Source organism: Vibrio sp. AK197 (genome assembly GCF_053903115.1).
Window position 1 is genome coordinate 91422 of record NZ_CP096430.1, and the last position, 19624, is coordinate 111045.

General features: G+C 46.0%; 16 protein-coding genes. 7 read left to right on the plus strand and 9 right to left on the minus strand.

The features are described from left to right. The 4 genes from M1D72_RS07545 (at position 1) to M1D72_RS07560 (ending at position 4922) form a co-directional block, all read left to right on the plus strand. Positions 1-945, plus strand: coding sequence for an ABC transporter permease (locus M1D72_RS07545; RefSeq protein ID WP_390196785.1), 945 nt, complete (start codon positions 1-3; stop codon positions 943-945). A 147-nt stretch (positions 946-1092) separates the two neighbouring features. After that, positions 1093-2025, plus strand: a complete 933-nt coding sequence (locus M1D72_RS07550; protein WP_456296520.1) for an SPOR domain-containing protein — start codon at positions 1093-1095, stop codon at positions 2023-2025. Positions 2026-2148: 123 nt separating this feature from the next. Continuing rightward, on the plus strand, positions 2149-2679 hold the full coding sequence (locus M1D72_RS07555; RefSeq protein WP_390196791.1) for a hypothetical protein: 531 nt from the start codon (positions 2149-2151) through the stop codon (positions 2677-2679). A 359-nt stretch (positions 2680-3038) separates the two neighbouring features. Then, entirely contained in the window at positions 3039-4922 is a 1884-nt protein-coding gene (locus M1D72_RS07560; protein WP_456296521.1) for an acyltransferase family protein, read from the plus strand. Between the two features lie 61 nt (positions 4923-4983). Here the strand turns inward: M1D72_RS07560 and gorA are convergent, their stop codons facing one another. Together gorA and M1D72_RS07570 are read right to left on the minus strand one after the other, a co-directional pair. Further along, positions 4984-6339, minus strand: coding sequence for a glutathione-disulfide reductase (gene gorA, locus M1D72_RS07565; RefSeq protein ID WP_456296522.1), 1356 nt, complete (start codon positions 6337-6339; stop codon positions 4984-4986). Between the two features lie 128 nt (positions 6340-6467). Then, the gene (locus M1D72_RS07570) at positions 6468-7307 is read right to left on the minus strand and encodes a 23S rRNA (adenine(2030)-N(6))-methyltransferase RlmJ (protein WP_456296523.1); all 840 of its coding nucleotides are present in this window, start codon (positions 7305-7307) and stop codon (positions 6468-6470) included. Between the two features lie 167 nt (positions 7308-7474). Here M1D72_RS07570 and prlC point away from each other — a divergent pair, with 167 nt between their 5' ends. Beyond that, positions 7475-9517, plus strand: coding sequence for an oligopeptidase A (gene prlC / locus M1D72_RS07575; RefSeq protein WP_456296524.1), 2043 nt, complete (start codon positions 7475-7477; stop codon positions 9515-9517). 127 nt (positions 9518-9644) lie between these two features. Here prlC and M1D72_RS07580 read toward each other — a convergent pair whose 3' ends face one another. The 4 genes from M1D72_RS07580 to M1D72_RS07595 form a co-directional block, all read right to left on the minus strand. Further along, complete coding sequence (locus M1D72_RS07580) at positions 9645-10079, minus strand: DoxX family protein (RefSeq protein ID WP_456297368.1); 435 nt, start codon at positions 10077-10079, stop codon at positions 9645-9647. Beyond that, positions 10072-10875 (minus strand): HvfC/BufC family peptide modification chaperone, encoded by an 804-nt coding sequence (locus M1D72_RS07585; RefSeq protein ID WP_456296525.1) that lies wholly within the window; start codon positions 10873-10875, stop codon positions 10072-10074. The genes M1D72_RS07580 and M1D72_RS07585 overlap by 8 nt, the downstream gene beginning before the upstream one ends. Beyond that, positions 10875-11741: an MNIO family bufferin maturase gene (gene bufB, locus M1D72_RS07590; protein ID WP_456296526.1), complete on the minus strand. Its 867-nt coding sequence runs from the start codon at positions 11739-11741 to the stop codon at positions 10875-10877. Before bufB ends, M1D72_RS07585 begins: the two co-directional genes overlap by 1 nt. 61 nt (positions 11742-11802) lie before the next feature. After that, on the minus strand, positions 11803-12063 hold the full coding sequence (locus M1D72_RS07595) for a BufA1 family periplasmic bufferin-type metallophore (protein WP_456296527.1): 261 nt from the start codon (positions 12061-12063) through the stop codon (positions 11803-11805). Between the two features lie 262 nt (positions 12064-12325). Here M1D72_RS07595 and uvrD point away from each other — a divergent pair, with 262 nt between their 5' ends. Continuing rightward, positions 12326-14500 (plus strand): DNA helicase II, encoded by a 2175-nt coding sequence (gene uvrD, locus M1D72_RS07600; RefSeq protein ID WP_456296528.1) that lies wholly within the window; start codon positions 12326-12328, stop codon positions 14498-14500. 726 nt (positions 14501-15226) lie between these two features. On the opposite strand, the gene ggt is transcribed toward uvrD, so the two are convergent. The 3 genes from ggt to M1D72_RS07615 all read right to left on the minus strand — a co-directional run bounded on the left by ggt (position 15227) and on the right by M1D72_RS07615 (position 18679). Beyond that, the gene (gene ggt, locus M1D72_RS07605) at positions 15227-16978 is read right to left on the minus strand and encodes a gamma-glutamyltransferase (protein WP_456296529.1); all 1752 of its coding nucleotides are present in this window, start codon (positions 16976-16978) and stop codon (positions 15227-15229) included. A 150-nt stretch (positions 16979-17128) separates the two neighbouring features. Next, complete coding sequence (locus tag M1D72_RS07610; protein ID WP_456296530.1) at positions 17129-17791, minus strand: LysE family translocator; 663 nt, start codon at positions 17789-17791, stop codon at positions 17129-17131. A gap of 81 nt (positions 17792-17872) precedes the next feature. Next, positions 17873-18679, minus strand: a complete 807-nt coding sequence (locus M1D72_RS07615) for an AraC family ligand binding domain-containing protein (RefSeq protein WP_456296531.1) — start codon at positions 18677-18679, stop codon at positions 17873-17875. 188 nt (positions 18680-18867) lie between these two features. On the opposite strand from M1D72_RS07615, the gene M1D72_RS07620 reads away from it, so the two are divergent. Then, the gene (locus M1D72_RS07620) at positions 18868-19587 is read left to right on the plus strand and encodes a WecB/TagA/CpsF family glycosyltransferase (RefSeq protein WP_390196827.1); all 720 of its coding nucleotides are present in this window, start codon (positions 18868-18870) and stop codon (positions 19585-19587) included. Positions 19588-19624: the final 37 nt, after the last annotated feature.

Consider the following 19624-nt stretch of genomic DNA (forward strand, 5'->3'; position numbering starts at 1 on the left):
ATGAATCAAGTGACTCAAGCTCAAGCGCCTTCACGTTGGGAGCGCTTTAAATCTTCAGATTTTCTCTACCACTTTCGCCGCGATAAAGTGGCGATGTTCAGTTTTGTGGTCTTTTTGGCCTTTGTGCTAACGGCGTTATTGGCGCCGTGGATTTCCCCGAGTAATCCCTATGATCTAGCGTCAATCGACATCATGAACTCAGAATTGCCGCCATCATGGCTGGATGGTGGAGAGGCGGATTTTGTTCTTGGTACTGATGACCAAGGCCGCGATATTTTATCGACTATTTTTTATGGCTCTCGCTTATCACTGACCATCGGCTTTTTGGCTGTTGGTTTGCAGCTGCTACTTGGTATTTTGATTGGGTTATCGGCAGGGTATTTTGGTGGTCGTATTGATAGCTTCCTGATGCGTTTTGCGGATGTGCAGCTTTCATTCTCCACCATGATGGTCGCCATCATTGTTTCTGCAATTTTTAAAGCCAGTTTTGGTAGTGAGTTTTACAGTCAATACGCGGTTGTAATGTTGGTCGTGATCATCGGGATTGCTGAGTGGCCGCAGTATGCGCGAACCATTCGTGCATCGGTACTGGCTGAGAAGAAAAAAGAGTATGTTGAAGCGGCGCGTGTCATGGGCTTTAAATCGCTACGAATTATGTTCCGCCATATTCTGCCGAACTGTCTGTCGCCGATTTTAGTGATTTCTACGGTACAAGTTGCCAATGCCATCATGTCTGAAGCGGCGCTGTCATTCCTTGGCTTAGGCTTACCCGTCGACCAGCCTTCTCTCGGCTCTCTGATCAGCATTGGTTTTAACTACATCTTCTCTGGCTCATGGTGGATTACCGTCTTCCCAGGCATCGTGCTTGTGACCTTAGTCTTGGTTATCAACCTGTTAGGTGACTGGTTACGTGATGTATTTAACCCCAAAATCTATAAAGGGTGATCTCATACTAAGATTTTGAGATAAAAATATTCCTACACTAAGAGTCGTTATCAATAACGGCTCTTTTTTTGCATTTATTTTTTTCTCAACAGTGAACCGTCAAGAATGTCACTATTAAATCATTATGAGTAAAAACATATGGATAACATGATGGCTGTAAAATCTGCACGTCCTTGGGCGATACTCTTTTCTCTGTCTGCACTTTCTACCTCGCTCTGGATTCAACCTGTCAGTGCGGAAGAATTCTTATGTGATGCCCAACAAGCTTCGAGTCAACAACTGCCTGTTTTAGATAAAAGTTGCCCAATTGGCCGTGGGTTGTGGGGAAAACAGCAACCAAAGAACAATGCATCACTGTTCTGGATTCAATGTGGTTTGCTCAATCGTCCACTTTCATTAGCGCAAGCCAAGCCCATTTATCAGCATATTTCAACCGATGTATGGATGAAGCATGAAGGCAATAATGTTCGCTGTCTTATCGGTCCGTATAAAGATTTTCAAGAAGCCAATCGAGATTTAACATCATTGCGTACTCAGCGAGCTTACCGTGAAGCGTTTATTCGTGAAGTGGTGCCAGGCGTCGCTAATCCCCCTGTAAAAGCGCAGGCTGCAAAACCTGTGGCAGCGACCAAGTCACAGCCCAAGACGGGCAGTTCACAAAAAACCACCGTGTTTGCTCCAGCGAAAAGTGAGCCCGTCGCTAAATCGCAAGTCTCAGCCACGTCTTCGGCCAAGCCTATCGCCAATATGGATATTGACCTGCGTTTGCAAGGGGAAGTCTCTGGGGTTGAATACGTCGTACCTTACGTTACCAATAGCGATCATCAGTTTTATATGGAGCATAACAAAGCGTGGAATCGCTTAAATTATGATGATGCGACCTTAGTTTGCCGTCAATTGGGCATGAAATTGCCGACGGAAGTCGAATGGTCACGTTTTATTGGCTCTGATGTGATGGAAAAAGATAAGTGGCCAATGCACTTACCTTACTGGGGCAGTGACCGTCATGGTTTATTTACCAGCGGTAAAGTGACCAAGCTAAAAGGTACCTCGCTCCTCAACGTGATGTGCACCAAATAGCAAAGTGTCGATTATTTGACAGAGTGTTAACACTCCATGACTGAGCACTGACTGCTGAGCTTCAGCACCTTATAGACTCAAAGAGGATCCCATGTTGGAACCATGTTGAAAAAAGGTGCTTCTATGAAAAAACTAATCTTGAGTGTGACGCTCTCACTCGCAGCATTGTACACACTGCCAGCATCGGCTGAAGTGTCACCTGCAGGTAACGGTCAAGCAGCGGCACAAGTGAACCCAGCACAACAACGTGTTGGTGAGATTCAAAGTGAACTCAACGGTATCTGGGATAAAGCGTTTAAAGAAAATCCAGACTTAGTTAAAGCCGCTGATGAAACCAATGCAAAGCTCAAAGAGAAAGCGTCAGAAATTGGTTACGATCCTAATGTAATGAAAAAAGCATTAGTCGACGCGCAAACGAAATTGGCTGATCAAGACGTTTCAGATGAGCAGCGTCAAGAGGTGATGGCTTCACTGAAAGAAACCAAAGATGATCAAGCTGAGATTCGCGCGAAATTCTTAGCGGATCCCGAAGTTCGTAAGCTGAATGAAGATCTGCAAGAGAAAGTGATGGCTGCGATGAAAGAGGTTGACCCAAAAACTGAGCAACTAATCAGTGAAATGGATTCTCTATTGGCTTCAATGAAGTCCTCATAATGTAAAAAACAGATAGCAAAAAAGGCCACCTTAGGGTGGTCTTTTTTATGTCTTGCGGTTTGTATTATTTAACTAATGTTTTATTTGTAAGTTAGCCAATACAAACCTAAGTGTTGATAAAGCACTAGTTAAAACGTTTCAAATTAAAGAAGCAAACAGATCTCTTATTAGAGAATCGCTCATCACGGAGTGAAAACCTCCACCCATAGCGTTGACTTTATAATTGGCTGAGTGTCAAATTTATGTCAGTGATGGGTTTCTAGCGCATGTCATTACAACCAATGTATCGTTCAATCATAGCGAAACGCCATCTGCGGTTATTTTTATCTACAGGGATCGGATAATGGAGCTATGGAATTGTGAATTTTAGATATGATATCAATGGATTGAGAGCTATAGCGGTTATAGCCGTTGTATTATTTCACTTTAATTCAGCACTCGTGCCTGGCGGCTTTGCCGGTGTTGATGTTTTCTTTGTTATCTCCGGCTTCCTGATGACTGGGATTATATTTCGAGGGATAGAAAGCCATTCATTTAATCTGCTTAAATTCTATGTTGCCCGTGCCAACCGAATAATTCCTGCGTTATCTGTTGTTTGTTTATGTCTACTTTTTTATGGCTGGTTTTTCCTGTCTCCTAAAGAGTATCAAGAAGTCGCCAAACACGTTACCAGCAGCGTGTTTTTTGTTTCTAATATTATTTACTGGAAAGAATCCGGTTATTTTGATGCCGACTCGCATTTTAAGTGGTTACTACATACTTGGTCGCTTTCGGTTGAGTGGCAGTTTTATATTGTTTATCCGATTGTATTGGTGATTTTAAAACGTTTCCTTTCGGTCGATAATGTAAAACGCTTAATTGTGGTGGGGGCCTTACTCAGTTTTATGGGGGGGATCGCTATTACAATGAAGATGCCCGATGCTGCCTATTATTCATTTCCGACTCGCGCTTGGGAGATGATGTTTGGCGGTATTGCGTTCATTTACCCCATAACTCTAGCTAAATCGTCAAAGAAGCGTTTAGAGTATTTAGGGCTACTGATGATCGTATCGTGTTACTGGCTTATCAGTGCCGAAACGGCTTGGCCTGGTTATCTCGCCATCGTTCCTGTGTTGGGGACTTACTTTATTTTGGTGGCAAATCGGCAAGATAGCGTATTTACTAATAATCCCGTATTTCAGGCGATAGGGAAGTGGTCATATTCGATCTATTTGTGGCATTGGCCAATCGTAGTATACGGTTTCTTCCATATCGACAACTGGTCGGTTATCGGTGTGCCTTTATCACTGATGATGGGCTGGCTTAGCTATCGATTTGTCGAATCTAAGAAATTTCCTAGCATTCAACAATGGAAAAGATTCTTCAGTATTAAACCAGTATGGATGTCTCTTGGTGTCGCAGTGTGCTCGGTGTTTGTATTATCAATGAATGGACTGGATACCCCTTACCGAGTTGGGGCTACATCACTTAGAGCCAAGTTTTTAGATAAATATCAACACTATGACATCGACCCTTCAGGTTTATTTAATCAATGTAATACCTCAGTGCAAATCCACTTAACAGGTAAAGTTCAAGTTGGTGATGAGTGTATTAGCCAGAAAAAAGGCGGAGTCTTTGTTTGGGGCGACTCTCATATGGGAGCGTTATCCACGGGATTGCGCCACAACTTGCCGTCAGGTGTGCCTTTTAGTCAATTAACCTCTTCTGGTTGCTCGCCTTCATTCTTGATCAAACGAAGTGGCACCACGCGTTCGGATATTGGATGTAATTATTCCAATCGTATTGCTTATGACGCGATTATGAAAACCCAACCTAAGGTGGTTATTTTAGGCGCTCGACGCTTTCATGAAAGCAACGACTGGTTGAACACGGTCGATACACTAAAAGGGTTAGGGGTTGATAAAGTGATCATCATGGGGCCTTTCCCTCAATGGTCACCGTCACTTCCGCTTGTTTATTTCCAAAAGCATTATGGTGAGGAATTTATTCAAGATGACAACTTTGATAACAGTGTGGTGAAAAACAACAACTACTTAAAGCACATCCTGAATAACAAGTTCGTATTTATTGATTTGCTGAAATCGCTATGCCGAACGGATGAACAAGGCAAGCTGAGCTGTCGAGCCAAAGTAGGTGATGAACTGATTGCCTTTGATTACGGGCACTTAACCACAGATGGATCGGATTTCGTGGTTAAAAACTATGTGATGGATAAATTGACACCGAGTCTTGAGCCGTATTAATGAGTCAAAAAAGCCAGAGCATTCTCTCTGGCTTTTTTATTATAAGCATTCCGCTGCGTCTTTAACGCATGGTAACGAACTCTTCGCTGCCGGTCGGGTGAATGGCGACCACTGAATCGAAGTCAGCTTTTGTTGCGCCCATCTTCATGGCAACACCAAAACCTTGAATCATTTCATCAACGGCAAAACCAATGCCGTGTAGACCCACGACTTTCTCTTCATCACCAGCACACACCAATTTCATCTTGCAAGGTTGACGGTGCTGAGTCACTGCGGTGTACATGGCAGTAAAACCTGATGTGTAAACCTTCACTTGGTCTTCGCCGTATTTGGCGACTGCTTCGGTTTCGGTAAGGCCAATAGTGCCAATTGGTGGATGACTGAATACCACCGTAGGCACTAGGTCGTAATCCATCTTTGCGTCAGGCTTATTATTGAATAGGCGCTCAGATAACTGACGACCCGCTTTAACCGCAACTGGCGTTAATTCAATTCCGCCTTCCATGATGTCACCGACACAGTAAATGCCTTTGACGTTTGTTTGCTGATAGGCATCAACCTTGATGTAACCATGGTCATTGGTTTCGACACCCGTCGCTTGCAGGTTAATGGCGTCCGTCGCTGGGTGACGGCCAATCGCCCAAATTAGAGTATCTACATTTTGCGAATGCCCATTTTCGAAGTGCAGTGTCAAGCTACCATCCGATTCTTTTACCACCGTACTTGGCACTGAGTTGGTGTGTAGCGTTGGCCCTTCAGCTTCCATCACTTCCACTAAGGTATCAATGACCATACGGTCAAAGGTACGCAGTGGCGATTCTTTACGCACAAAAAGATGCGTTTCGCTACCCAGAGCATTCAGCACGCCCGCGATCTCAACGGCAATGTAGCCTGCGCCGACAACTGCAACACGTTTAGGTTGCTCGTTAAGTTCAAAGAAACCGTTTGAATCGATACCGTACTCAGCACCAGGAATATTTGGAATGGTCGGGCGCCCGCCAACCGCAATCAAAATATGGTCAGCAGTATAAAGCTCACCGTTGACTTCAACGGTTTTCTCATCCACAAATTTGGCAAAGCCACGAATGACTTCCACTTGATTGTTACCAAGGACACGGTCATACGATTGATGAATACGACCAATATACGCTTGGCGATTCTCAACCAACTTTGCCCAGTTAAAGTTTTTTACATCGACGTCAAAGCCGTAATCTTCCGCATAGAGATTCATCGCTTCAGCAACCTGTGCACCATGCCACATGACTTTTTTCGGCACACAACCAACGTTGACACAGGTACCGCCAAGATCTTTGGCTTCAATCAGCGCAACTTTTGCGCCGTACATGGCTGCGCGGTTTGCAGAGGCGATACCACCGCTGCCGCCACCGATACAGATATAGTCAAAATGAGTCGCCATTACTTTCTCCAATTTCTTTTAGGCAAGGAGAGCAGAAATACTCTGCTCCGAAGCCCAATCAATTTTAATTCTCGGGTTATTGGTTTACCGGCGGCGGGATGCGCACTTCGCCACCTACTGGTTATGCTTTACTCGGGGACTATCCACTCAACGTTAAAGTGTCCGGTCGCCGGAGCGATTCTCTCCTTAAGGAAAGGTAACACGGCTTGCATTTGACTTTCCAATTTCCAAGGCGGATTTATGATGATCATGCCGGAAGCGGTCATACCGCGTTCAAGTGTGTCCGGTGAGACACCAAGTTCAACTTGTAAAATTTTTCGAATGCCGAGCCCTTGAAGACCCTCAATCATATCTTCGATATCCACACGATTGACCACTGGATACCAAATCGCATAAATGCCGGTCGCCCAGCGTTTATGGCTTTGAGCAATGGCGGTGACCACATCTCGATATTCGCGAGCCAATTCATATGGGGGATCAATTAGCACTAAGCCGCGGCGTTCTTTCGGCGGCAAACTGGCTTTTAAGCGCTGAAAACCATCCTCTTTAAAAATTTTAACTTGGCGATCACGATGAAATTCCTGCTCCAGCAATGGAAAGTCGCTCGGATGCAGTTCTGTCAGTACCATTCGATCTTGTTCACGAAGTTGAGCCCGAGCTACGCGCGGTGAGCCTGGATAGTAACGAAGTGTCTCCTCCGGGTTGAGCTCTGCAATGGCATCAAGGTAGCTTTGCAGTTCGGTAGGAATACCTTTCTGTTGCCAGATACGTGCAATCCCTTGTTTATACTCGCCCGTTTTTTCCGACCATTCGTGAGTGAGATCGTAGCGGCCAACGCCTGAGTGAGTATCGTGGTACACGAAAGGGGTGTCTTTCTGCTTTAACGCATCCAGAATCAAACTTTGCACAATATGTTTAACCACATCAGCGTGGTTACCAGCATGGAAGCTGTGGCGATAACTTAACAAAACAAACTCTCAATATGGGCCAGTGGCGCATTTCCGATAAGTGGATGCGTTGAATTATACGTCACTATTGAAAATTGCTGAACCTACCTATATTTACTAATTAATGACTGAAAACGATAAGCAGTGATTTTTGCTTTCATCACTGTCGCTAACAAAAGGAATTCTCTATGTCGAACCCTCTGCTTTCCATCACCGACTTGCCTGCGTTTTCGCAGATCAAGCCAGAACATGTCAAGCCAGCGGTGGAGCAAGCTATTACTGAATGCCGTAATAAAATTGAACAGCTGCTGCAAGACAATCCAACACCAACTTGGGACAACCTCGTTGCGCCAATTGAAGAAGTGGATGATCACTTAAGTCGCCTTTGGTCTCCTGTGAGCCATTTAAATTCGGTCATGAACAGCGAAGAACTGCGTGAAGCGTACGAAAGCTGTTTGCCGCTGCTCTCCGAATATGGAACATGGGTCGGCCAACATAAAGGGCTCTTTGAAGCCTACAAAACGATAAGAAACAGTGAGGAGTTCGCCACTCTAACTCGCGCACAGCAAAAAACCATTACCGACGCACTGCGTGATTTTGAGTTGTCAGGCATTGGTTTGCCGAAAGATGAACAGGCGCGTTATGGTGAAATCAGCAAGCGTATGTCTGAGCTGGGTTCGCAATTTTCCAATAACGTGCTTGATGCCACGATGGGCTGGACCAAGCATATTGAAGATCCCTCTGAGCTCGCTGGTTTACCGGAATCGGCATTGGCCGCTGCGCAAGCGGCTGCCCAAGCGAAAGATCTCGATGGTTACTTAATCACGCTGGATATTCCTTCTTATTTGCCCGTGATGACTTACTGTGATAACCAAGCGCTGCGTGCAGAATTGTATGAAGCTTATGTTACTCGTGCTTCTGACCGTGGGCCTAATGCGGGAAAATGGGACAACACAGAAATCATCAATGAGTTACTCAAGCTACGTCATGAAGTGGCTCGCATGCTCGGGTTTAGTAGCTATAGTGAGAAATCGTTGGCAACCAAAATGGCTGAAACGCCAGAGCAAGTGTTGGGCTTTTTAAATGATTTAGCCGCAAAAGCGAAGCCGCAAGGTGAGAAAGAAGTTGAAGAGCTACGCCAGTTTGCTAAAGCGGAATTTGGTGTTGAAGAGCTTAACCCATGGGATATCGCGTATTACAGCGAGAAACAAAAGCAGAAGCTATTTGAAATTTCTGACGAAGAGCTCCGTCCTTATTTTCCTGAACAGAAGGTCGTCAGTGGTCTCTTTGAGGTATTGCATCGCGTATTTGGTATGAAGGTGGTCGAACGTCAAGGCGTCGATACCTGGCATGAATCGGTTCGCTTCTTTGATATTTTTGATAGTCAACAACAGCTGCGTGGTAGCTTTTATCTTGATTTGTATGCTCGTGAGCATAAACGAGGTGGCGCGTGGATGGATGAGTGCCGCGTGCGCCGTATGAACACCCAAGGTGAGTTACAAACTCCTGTGGCTTACTTAACCTGTAATTTCAACAAACCCGTCGGTGATAAACCAGCACTGTTTACTCACGATGAAGTCGTGACCCTTTTCCATGAAACGGGCCATGGCATTCACCACATGTTGACCCAAGTCGATACGGGAGCCGTGTCTGGTATTAATGGTGTGCCATGGGATGCGGTTGAGCTACCAAGTCAATTCCTAGAGAATTGGTGTTGGGAAGAAGAAGCACTGGCGTTTATTTCTGGTCATTACCAAACGGGTGAGCCATTACCTAAAGCTATGTTGGATAAAATGCTGGCTGCGAAAAACTTCCAGTCAGCGATGTTTATTTTGCGCCAGCTTGAATTTGGTTTGTTCGATTTCACATTACATACCGAATATGACCCAGAAGTCGGTGCTCGGGTTTTGGAAACCTTAGCGGAAGTCAAAGCTAAAGTTGCAGTATTGCCAAGCTTAGAATGGACCCGCTTCTCACACGGCTTTAGCCATATTTTTGCTGGTGGTTACAGCGCTGGCTACTACAGCTACTTGTGGGCAGAAGTGCTCTCTTGTGATGCCTATTCACGTTTTGAGGAAGAAGGAATCTTCAACTCCGAAACGGGTCAAAGCTTCTTGAATAATATCCTAGAGATGGGGGGTAGTGAGGAGCCAATGGAGCTGTTCAAGCGCTTTCGAGGTCGCGAACCGCAAATTGACGCTTTACTGCGTCACTCCGGAATTGCTGCTTAAATACCACTAAACGAAATGATGAAAAAGCCCTTGCTAGCAAGGGCTTTTTTTTATGGCTTAATTCTCTTATGAACTTGGTCGCCTTATTGATAAGAGAGGATAAGTGTACAGCTTTCATTGCTTTTGGTTACCCATGATCTTTTTGCTTTAAAAGCTGCTCAACTGCCCATTTCCCTCCACCAAAAATCATCACAACCATCAACATAAATCCCCAAAGTTGATGGTCGTAAAAGCCGCGCTCCCACAGGAGCGGATACGAAACCACCGCCATAATATTAAAACCAAACAGTAGCGTTGCGCTAAGACGAGAATATAGGCCGCTAGCGAGGATTAAGGGCAAACTTAACTCGGCAAAGGTAGCGATATAAGCTGCTGCTTTAAAAGATAAAAATGGCACCTGATATTCGTATTCAAAGAGAAACAGCGTGCTGTCCCAACTTTGGATTTTACTCAGGCCTGCGCGAAAAAATACCCAGCTCACCCACAAACGACAAAATAGCAATAAGCTGGGTTGTAACCAAGGCGCTAGCCGATGTTCTAAAAATTGCTCAAGGTTAAGCATTTGGTTTGCCATGATCCATTTCCTCACTTTGCTGTACATCGTCATAGAGCTTAAACCCTGTGATAGCCCCTAAGCTCGCCAACATCGGTAGGTGCGTTAACCAGTTTGGCGGAATTTTCTCAAGTGGTTGTTTTCGTTCTAAAGTACTAATTAACTTAAGCGCATGGTCAGTAACAACATGCGGTGTGACGATGCCGAGCTTCCTAACAATCAACACGTATTCGCTATGGTTGATAGCCAGTGAGGATAAGTCTTGATTATTGTCGATGGCATACTTTAGAGCGGTCACCGCATATTGAGTGGTCAGTATTGAAATGTGTGGATTCAGTTCGAGCACGACTTGGCGATATTGAAGGGGCGTTAACTGTTGTAATTCATTCAGTGGTCGCGGCATGTCATGAGAAGGACGAGCAGAAAAGTCGCGTTGGTGAAGGCGGTCACATTGCCATTCCAAATCTGCCATATCGACAATATACGGAGCGCTTTCAATAACCTGTGGAAACTTGGCGAGCGTGGCACTAAAGCCCTCGCCATATTGGTTAACGTCGGCTTGGGTTGGAGGATGTGTCAGTACGTGGCTGCGAGCTAACTGCATAAAGCATTGCTCACCCACCAGCAATCTAACCAAAGGGTAGGTCGCCGCAAGAACGTCGCTCAAGCTGAGCACGAAATGATTGCGATAAATTTGCAGCCTTTCGGCAGTGTTAATCGCGTCAGCGTGAATGTGCTGAGTGATATCTTCGTTTTGGTAACGTAATGCCTGAGTAAATTGCTGTTGTAATTGAGCGAGAGTCATCAGGTGCTCCTCATGGTATTGATCGCGGTCAGCGGAGTGAGCATTTGGCTGGCGATGGCAGCTTGCTCTAGCAGCACCTCAGGTCGAGGAATATCGGTGTCCCATTCGATCAGCGTATGGCGAGGACCGAATTGTTTAATCCAGCGGTGGTACCATTGCCAAACGTCTTGGCATACCGGGCGATCGTGGGTATCAATCCATATTTCCCCACTGTCTAAAATCTGCCGGCTGAAACCTGCAAGATGAATTTCATCCACCGCTTGAGTATTGATGGCTTGAAGGTAAGTGAGTGGGTCAAATTGGTGGTTGAAGGCGGAAACGTAAATATTATTAATATCGAGGAGCAGGCGACAATCAGTGCGCTGTTGAACGTGATTGAGAAAAGTCCACTCGTTGATGGTTGAGTGGTTGAACGTCAGATAGCTCGACGGATTTTCAATTAATAACGGGCGCTTTATCGCGTCTTGTACTTCGAGAACATTGCGACAAAAGACATCTAACGCTTCTTCGGTATAGGGCAGGGGCAGCAAATCGTTGTAATAATGGCCACCTTGTTGACACCAACTAAGGTGATCAGAGACGAATATCGGTTGGATATCATTGAGTAACGTGGTCAGCTCAACCAGATGACGACGGTTCACACGCTCCACGCTGCCGAGTGACAACCCTATACCATGGCAACTGATCTGGCAGGATTGGGCAATATGGTTAAGTTTTTTTCTCGCTGGGCTTTGAGGCTGAAAGTAGTTTTCGCTGTGGATTTCTAACCAAGACAAGGTCTCAGGTTTGGCGGCGAAATAGTCAAGGTGGGGAGTACGTAGCCCAACACCGACATAAGGACTCAACGCACAATGATGAGATGACATTACAAGCTCCTTAGTCTGGCTGACAAACATTACGCTTGCCAGCCATAACAGAGATCATCCGCTACGATGACATTTTGCTGCTACCAGCAAGTTTGTCACACAAGCCTTTTGGCACCACAACAAACGCATCTTTTTGATGGTCCATTTTTGAGGTGCCTGCGCACGAGCTGGTTTTGGTTGCGCAGTCATTCATTCCTGCTTTGGCGACGCCGTAGCATTTTTCCTTTTCGGCGGCGACGGCTGGGGCCGCGCTGAGTAATGATCCTCCGATGGCAAGAAGCCCAGTCACGGCGGCACTAACGGCGATATTGGATTTGTTCATCTTCCTTTCCTCACTAAAGTCATTGTTTGAATGTTCACAAGTGACTCTACCGCTCGCCAACTTGCTTACTAAAAAAGAGCGATGGAAAAGAAAAAATCTTTCACCTTAAAGGCATATTTTTTCTATAAGTGGTGAAATTATCTGGTAACAAACTGAATTTATTCCTTATTTAGACTAAAAATTTTTCTTGGCTTTAGCCCTGAACACAGCAAGTTGTTTAGGTTATAATCGTTCTTTATGTATAAATAACCAGTAGCCTGACATGATGGATCCCTCCTTATTACTCGATGGTCTTAACGACAAACAACGCCAAGCCGTCGCCGCACCGCTTGAAAACTTACTCGTGCTTGCCGGAGCGGGAAGTGGTAAGACTCGAGTGCTGGTTCATCGTATTGCGTGGTTGATGTCTGTTGAACAAGCATCGCCGTTCTCAATCATGTCGGTCACGTTTACTAATAAAGCGGCAGCAGAGATGCGTGGGCGAATTGAAGAGCTGATGATGGGCAGCGCATCAGGCATGTGGAACGGGACTTTCCACGGCATTTGCCACCGAATTTTACGGGCGCATTATCTGGATGCTAAGTTGCCGGAAGATTTTCAAATCATCGACGGTGATGATCAGCAGCGCCTGTTGCGTCGTTTAATTAAGGCGCAAAACCTTGATGAGAAGCAGTGGCCTGCACGCCAGGCGGCGTGGTGGATTAATGGTAAGAAAGACGAAGGGTTACGTCCGCAGCACATCGATGCGTACCACGATCCGATTACCAAAACCTATTTGCAGCTTTATCGTGCTTACCAAGAGGCATGTGATCGCGCCGGGCTGGTGGATTTTGCTGAAATTTTGCTACGCACTCATGAGTTGCTGCGTGACAAACAGCATATTCGCGAGCACTATCAAGCGCGTTTTAAACATATATTGGTCGATGAATTTCAAGACACCAACAACATCCAATACGCTTGGTTAAGAATGATGGCGGGCCCTGACAGCCACGTCATGATCGTTGGTGATGATGATCAATCGATTTATGGCTGGCGCGGTGCAAAAGTCGAAAATATCGAAAAATTCACGTTGGAATTTCCTAGTGTGAATACCATTCGTCTCGAACAGAACTACCGTTCGACCAAAACCATTTTGGAAGCCTCAAACACACTGATTGCCAACAATACCGAACGTATGGGCAAAGAGTTGTGGACGGATGGCGAAGCGGGTGAGCTGATTTCAGTATACTCGGCCTACAACGAGCTGGATGAAGCTCGGTTTACGGTGAGTAAAATCAAAGAGTGGCAAGATAAAGGCGGCGTGCTTAACGAGTGCGCTATGCTATATCGCAATAACGCCCAATCACGGGTGCTGGAAGAAGCGTTGATTCAAGCGGGCTTGCCGTATCGAATTTACGGGGGCATGCGTTTCTTTGAGCGTCAAGAAATTCGTGATGCGTTGAGCTACATGCGTTTGATGTCCAACCGTAATGATGACGCCGCGTTTGAGCGTATCGTTAATACGCCAACGCGTGGTATGGGCGATAAGACATTAGAAACCATTCGTTTTGCCGCTCGCGAGCGTGGTTGTACCATGTGGGATGCAAGTATCGCATTGCTCAATGAGCAAGTATTAACCGGCCGAGCGGCTGGCGCATTGGGGCGTTTTGTTGAACTGGTTAATGCGTTGGAAGATGATACTCATGAAATGCCACTGCATGAACAAACCAACCATGTGATTCATTCATCGGGTTTGTACACCATGTATGAACAAGAAAAGGGTGAGAAGTCAAAGGCACGGATTGAGAACTTGGAAGAATTGGTCACCGCTACTCGCCAATTTGAAAAGCCGGAAGAAGCGGATGATATGCCACTGCTGACGGCGTTCTTGACCCACGCAGCATTGGAGGCCGGTGAAGGCCAAGCGGATGAATTTGATGATGCTGTGCAGTTAATGACACTCCATAGTGCGAAAGGTCTGGAGTTTCCTCTGGTCTTTATGGTTGGGGTTGAAGAAGGCATGTTCCCAAGCCAAATGTCAGCCGAAGAAGCGGGGCGTTTAGAAGAAGAGCGCCGCTTGTGTTATGTGGGAATGACCCGTGCCAAGCAAAAACTGTATATCACCTACGCTGAAATGCGTCGTTTGTACGGTCAAGACAAATACCACAAACCATCACGTTTTATTCGTGAGTTACCCGAAAGCTGTTTAGATGAAGTCCGAATGAAAGCGCAGGTGAGCCGTCCCGCGAGTAGTGGCCGCTTTAGCCAAACCGCGGTCAAAGAGAGCTTCAATGAGACAGGGTTCAGCCTCGGTTCGCGAGTGAAACACCCTAAATTTGGCGAAGGGACGATTATTAACTTTGAAGGTAGTGGTCCACAAAGCCGTGTGCAAGTCGCCTTCAATGGTGAAGGGATTAAGTGGTTGGTCACCGCTTACGCTAAGCTTGAGCAGCTTTAAGTGATGAATGGCTGATATAAAAGGAGCGCTATGGCGCTCCTTTTTCACTTTGGATGATAGCTAGCTTGCTGTGAGTTTTGCTATTAGCGACTGGCTGATAAAGAAAAACCCCGAGGGCAAAAGCCCATCGGGGTTATAGTCTTACTTGCAGCAATCCGGCTACTAAGTTGCTCCCTGCATCTATTCCTTGATAAGTATGCTGAAATCCGTCAGCTTAGTCCTTTCGTCGCCATCCTAGCGGTGTCCTTGACCTGTCCTGGTCCACTAACTATCCCAGTTAGCTCTCATCACTTAATCCCTGAGCGGTGTCCTTTACATCATCCTGATGTTGAGTCCTTGCCTCGTCCAGAGGTGTCCATTTCACTTCCTTTTTAGCAACCATCCTAGTTACTATTGCGTCCGTTCAATGTCCTTTGCTGTCCATGCCGATCATTCATCCTGAATAACCGAATCTTCTTCCTGAAGATGACCAATCCGTGGTGAGTTCCTGTTCCGTGTCAGCATCCTACCGACAACTTCGATATTACGGGAATCTGACTTTTCAGCAATGGTAAGAAAATGATTATATGCGTTTTTATTTGAGTGATCTTTGTTCATATTTTTATGAATCAATAACTTACATACATTCATGTGTTATTTTCTGCGTAAAAAAGCGATATTTACTCACCCCCGTGTGAGAGATCTCGCACACGGGGGTGAGCAGATCAACCCAATACCTCCAAAGCGTTATTGGCCAATAGCCACACCTTCTCGGCGTGGATCGGCTGCTCCCTCTAAACCTTGTGATGTAATACGGATTGCATGCAGTCCAGAATTGAGATCTCGCGCACGAACTTGGATGCCGAGCTGTTTCAGTGGCTCAATGAGATTTTCAGCTTCTGTACCTTGCTCAACATCCATTTCACCAAAACGATTGAGTAAGTGAGGTTGGTTTATCGCTTGTTGAATATCCATATTCCATTGAGTGTGGGCAATAATCGATTGGGCCACATAACCAATAATTCGGCTACCGCCAGGAGAGCCGATCGCTAAGTAAGGCATATCGTCTTTCATGACAATGGTCGGGGCCATTGATGATCGTGGGCGTTTTCCCGGTTCAATACGATTGGCAATGGGAACGCCATTGCTGTGTGTTCTAAACGAAAAATCGGTCAGTTCATTATTGAGCAAGAAACCCCGAACCATAAGTCGTGATCCAAAAGCATTCTCAATTGTGGTGGTGATTGAGACGACGTTGCCATCACGATCAACAATATTAAAGTGACTGGTGCTGGGTAACTCAATGGATTGGTCAGGGCTGAGGCGCATTGCGTGCTGCCATGGTGGTGTGCCCGGTCTCGCATCTTGCAAGGCCTTACCGACGGTTATTTGCTGAGCGCGGTCAGAGAGATAGTTTTCATCAAGTAAACCTTGAGTTGGCATCGGAACGTAATCTTCGTCAGCCATGTATTGGGCGCGGTCAGCAAAAGCTAATTGCGAAGTGTCACTGATGATCTGCCAAGAGCGTGGATCGTTCGGCCCCCATTTTTTTAGGTTGAAGTGTTGCGTCAGTGATAAAATCTGCCCAACAGTGAGGGCGCCCGAGCTAGGTGGCCCCATGCCGCATACGTCGTAAACTTGGTAAGCAGAACACACCACGGAACGCTGCTTGATGTCATAGTTGTCCATATCGCGCTGAGCTAATACGCCCGGATTACCTTCAGCGTTCTGTACTGTTTCAATAATATCGCGACTGATGTCCCCTTGGTAAAAGGCATCCGCGCCTTGTTTGGCAATCGCTTGCAGAGTGGTTGCGTATTGTGGGTTTTTCAATAAGGTTCCGGCGGAGAGTGGCGCCCCTTGATCATCAAAAAAATAATGTCGCGTCGCTGGGTAGCGGCTGAGTCTTTGCTGATCATCGGCAATTAATGTTGCAAGACGAGGGCTCACGATGAAGCCCTGTTCAGCGGCTTGAATGGCAGGTTTCAGCAGGGTTTCCCACTTTAACTTGCCGTATTTTTTATGTGTTTCCCACATCAGCTTCACAGTACCTGGCGTACCGACCGATCGGCCACCAACCACTGCATCATAGAAAGAAAGGGGTTCGCCATCGTCATCTTGAAATAATCGGGGTGTGACGGCCATGGGGGCGGTTTCTCGCCCATCAAAACTGGTTAGGTCTTGATTCTTTGCATCCCAATAGACCAAGAACGCGCCACCACCTATCCCCGAAGATTGGGGCTCGACCAAGCCAAGAACGAATTGTACCGCCACCATCGCATCAATAGCGTTTCCTCCTTGCTTAAGAATATTGGCTCCCGCGCGGGCTGCGATTGGGTTCGCTGCTGTGACCATCCAGTGTTTGGCATGGGTTAGGTTTTTGTGTTCTAAACCGCTACTTTGCTCTGGCGCAATACTGTCCGTAATCTGGTTAGCCAAAGTAAAAGGGGCGAATAACATCAGCCCTGCACTGATGACCCATTTGCTTTTCCACGGCATACACTCTCTCCTTGTTCACGAATCAATGAATAATTTATCAGTTGTGTTAGACACTTATAGATAGTTAAGTCCATTTTCAGAGTGGCAGTTGACGTGTTTTGGATCTAGCGATGAGCGAGAAAAATTGATCGAAAAATCAAAAATGGGGCATTAGCTCAGCAAACGCAGCACCGCTTGATACAAGATAGTGATCGCGATGAGGGTAAACACCAAGCCACATAAAGCATCAATATATCGTACTGCGGATTGCAGTTTGTTCTGCAATCTCGGTGTAGAAAGTACCCAAGCCAGAAAAGAAAACCAGCTCAGTGACAAAACAAACAAAATCACGACCGTCAATGTTTTGATGCTGATACTCATGTCAGCGGGCACCAGACTCGACATCAAGCTAACGAAAAACACTAAGGCTTTGGGATTAAGAATATTAGTGGCAAAGCCTCGAGAAAATGCCTGTCGTCGATTGGCGAGCAGTAAAGGGCTTTTATCAGATGAAGACTCGGCAACCGCGGGTGTATGACGATGGAGCCATACTGCGGTTAGTGCGCCATAACCTAAGTAAAGCAAATATCCACCGCCAATGATCTGCATGAGCGAAAATAGCAGAGGGTGCTGGTGAACAATGAGGCTGACGCCCGTAATACTAAAAATGGAGTGCAGCAATATCCCGCAAGCTAATCCTAATGCGATTGCCAAGCCAGTAGGCCGCCCGTAGCGCGTGGCATTTTGAACCACAAGGGCAAAGTCGGGTCCTGGGCTCATTAAGGCAATAAAGTGAATGGTGGAAATAGTGATAACGGGCGTCAGAGTATCCATAAGTATCTATTTATCGTGAGTTAGGGGCGCAGTATGGCAAATCGGTCTTCATGGTGATTGTAAATTCCGTACATGGATACCTTAGCGACGCTGAATTTGTGAGGGCGAAATACCGTAACTGCTTTTGAACGCTTTCACAAAGTGGGCTTGATCATAAAAGCCAACAGCCAGCGCTACCTCACTACCATTTTGCCCGGACTTGAGCAGCTTAAATCCTTGCTCCAGACGTAGGCGAGATAACCACGCATACGGGCTAATATTCATTGTGGCTTTAAAGTGGCGCTGAAATTGGGTCGGGCTCAGTTGGCATATCGAAGCTAATTCCGCCAAGCGAATCGGTTGGTCTAGATGTGCCAGTAAGTACTCTTTTAGGCGCTGAATCGAGATACTGCCAAGCGTATACAGCGGTTGGCGTTGACGCGATCCAAAGCGATCAAAAACGAGATTAAGTCCTTCAAATGGCAGACAATCTTTGGCTAACGCACTGAGATTTTGCACGGTGAGTTGTTGGTGAAGGTTAAGAAGTTGTGAAAAAACCGCAGGATCCGAGAGGATCAGATGATTAAAGTGGATAATTTGACCAGTTTGCTTGAGATCGGCAAGATCGCTCAGCCAATCGGGCTGGATCGCAAATACTCGAACTTGATATCCAGCATCCATATAAGCATGACCGTCATGCAGTTCATCGGGCGGCATTAACACGATTTGCCCTTGTCCCACTCGATGTCGTTGCCCATGAGAGTAAAACGACTGCTCTCCTCGAGTGATTAAACCGATATGAAAATCGAGATGATAATGGCGTGAAAACGCGAATTGCTTATAGTCGGCCGCGATCAAATGCAGCGCATCATAAGCCGTGGTGTAATAGTTGACATTATCTTGATGCATAACGAAATCACGTGGTTAACTCTTGACCAATATTATCCATTCAACTTATTGATGTCTTGTAAAAAATTATCACGTAAATACTCAGGATGTGTCATTAAGGAGACAGCGGCTAAAGGATGGCAAGATGAATAGACGTGATCGATGTCTCTTGTTGTAATGTAAGGCTCATGTTTTAAGTGTGGCGAATTATGACTAGTATACTCAATCAGCTGACTCGAGTTGACGAAGACGAAATTGAAGACTTGGTTGTGGAGTTGCTCGATACTCGGCGGACGATTTCGGTCGGGTTTTTAAATCAGTACGGCTATAACCTGATCGAGAAGAATCGTCAGACACGAGACAGTTTTTTCCAACTCGATTATCTACTGCGAGATGGTAAAGGGATCGAAATCGCTTGTCGTTATCATAAGCTTGAGCCTAAGGCGAACCTAAACGGTACGGATTTCATTCCATTGCTCATTTCATCAGCGCTGAAGTCAAACAAGCAGCTGCGTTTTTTTGCTTACGGTACTTGTGAACCGTGGTTAAAAACGGGGGCAAAAAATTTATTTCGTTCGCGTGATTTCCTCAGTCTCGATGGTTTTTTGTCTGAGTCTGATTACGTGCAACATTATCTGCGTCATGTGGATGAAAACCGACTTAACATCATCGTACTTGCGATGGGCATGCCAAAGCAGGAACGAGTTGCGCAGCTTATTAAAGAGGCATCCGATGCACCGACCATCATCGTGTGTGGTGGGGCGATCATCGACTTCCAAGCTGGGCGTTTTACTCGTGCGCCGGAGATATTCCAACAAATGGGATTAGAGTGGCTGTATCGCTTGTTCTTGGAGCCTAAGCGCTTGTTCAAACGCTATGTTATTGGTATTCCAGTGTTTATTTATAATGTGATGTACTGCGGTAAATAAGCACTGACCGCTGAAACAGCCTAGAATAACGGCAGCA

Coding starts and splice junctions, on each gene's coding strand:
- M1D72_RS07545 (WP_390196785.1), top strand. CDS start 1: ATGAATCAAGTGACTCAAGCTCAAGCGCCTTCACGTTGGGAGCGCTTT.
- M1D72_RS07550 (WP_456296520.1), top strand. CDS start 1,093: ATGATGGCTGTAAAATCTGCACGTCCTTGGGCGATACTCTTTTCTCTG.
- M1D72_RS07555 (WP_390196791.1), top strand. CDS start 2,149: ATGAAAAAACTAATCTTGAGTGTGACGCTCTCACTCGCAGCATTGTAC.
- gorA (WP_456296522.1), bottom strand. CDS start 6,339: ATGGCGACTCATTTTGACTATATCTGTATCGGTGGCGGCAGCGGTGGT.
- prlC (WP_456296524.1), top strand. CDS start 7,475: ATGTCGAACCCTCTGCTTTCCATCACCGACTTGCCTGCGTTTTCGCAG.
- M1D72_RS07580 (WP_456297368.1), bottom strand. CDS start 10,079: ATGCTTAACCTTGAGCAATTTTTAGAACATCGGCTAGCGCCTTGGTTA.
- M1D72_RS07585 (WP_456296525.1), bottom strand. CDS start 10,875: ATGACTCTCGCTCAATTACAACAGCAATTTACTCAGGCATTACGTTAC.
- bufB (WP_456296526.1), bottom strand. CDS start 11,741: ATGTCATCTCATCATTGTGCGTTGAGTCCTTATGTCGGTGTTGGGCTA.
- M1D72_RS07595 (WP_456296527.1), bottom strand. CDS start 12,063: ATGAACAAATCCAATATCGCCGTTAGTGCCGCCGTGACTGGGCTTCTT.
- uvrD (WP_456296528.1), top strand. CDS start 12,326: ATGATGGATCCCTCCTTATTACTCGATGGTCTTAACGACAAACAACGC.
- ggt (WP_456296529.1), bottom strand. CDS start 16,978: ATGCCGTGGAAAAGCAAATGGGTCATCAGTGCAGGGCTGATGTTATTC.
- M1D72_RS07610 (WP_456296530.1), bottom strand. CDS start 17,791: ATGGATACTCTGACGCCCGTTATCACTATTTCCACCATTCACTTTATT.
- M1D72_RS07615 (WP_456296531.1), bottom strand. CDS start 18,679: ATGCATCAAGATAATGTCAACTATTACACCACGGCTTATGATGCGCTG.
- M1D72_RS07620 (WP_390196827.1), top strand. CDS start 18,868: ATGACTAGTATACTCAATCAGCTGACTCGAGTTGACGAAGACGAAATT.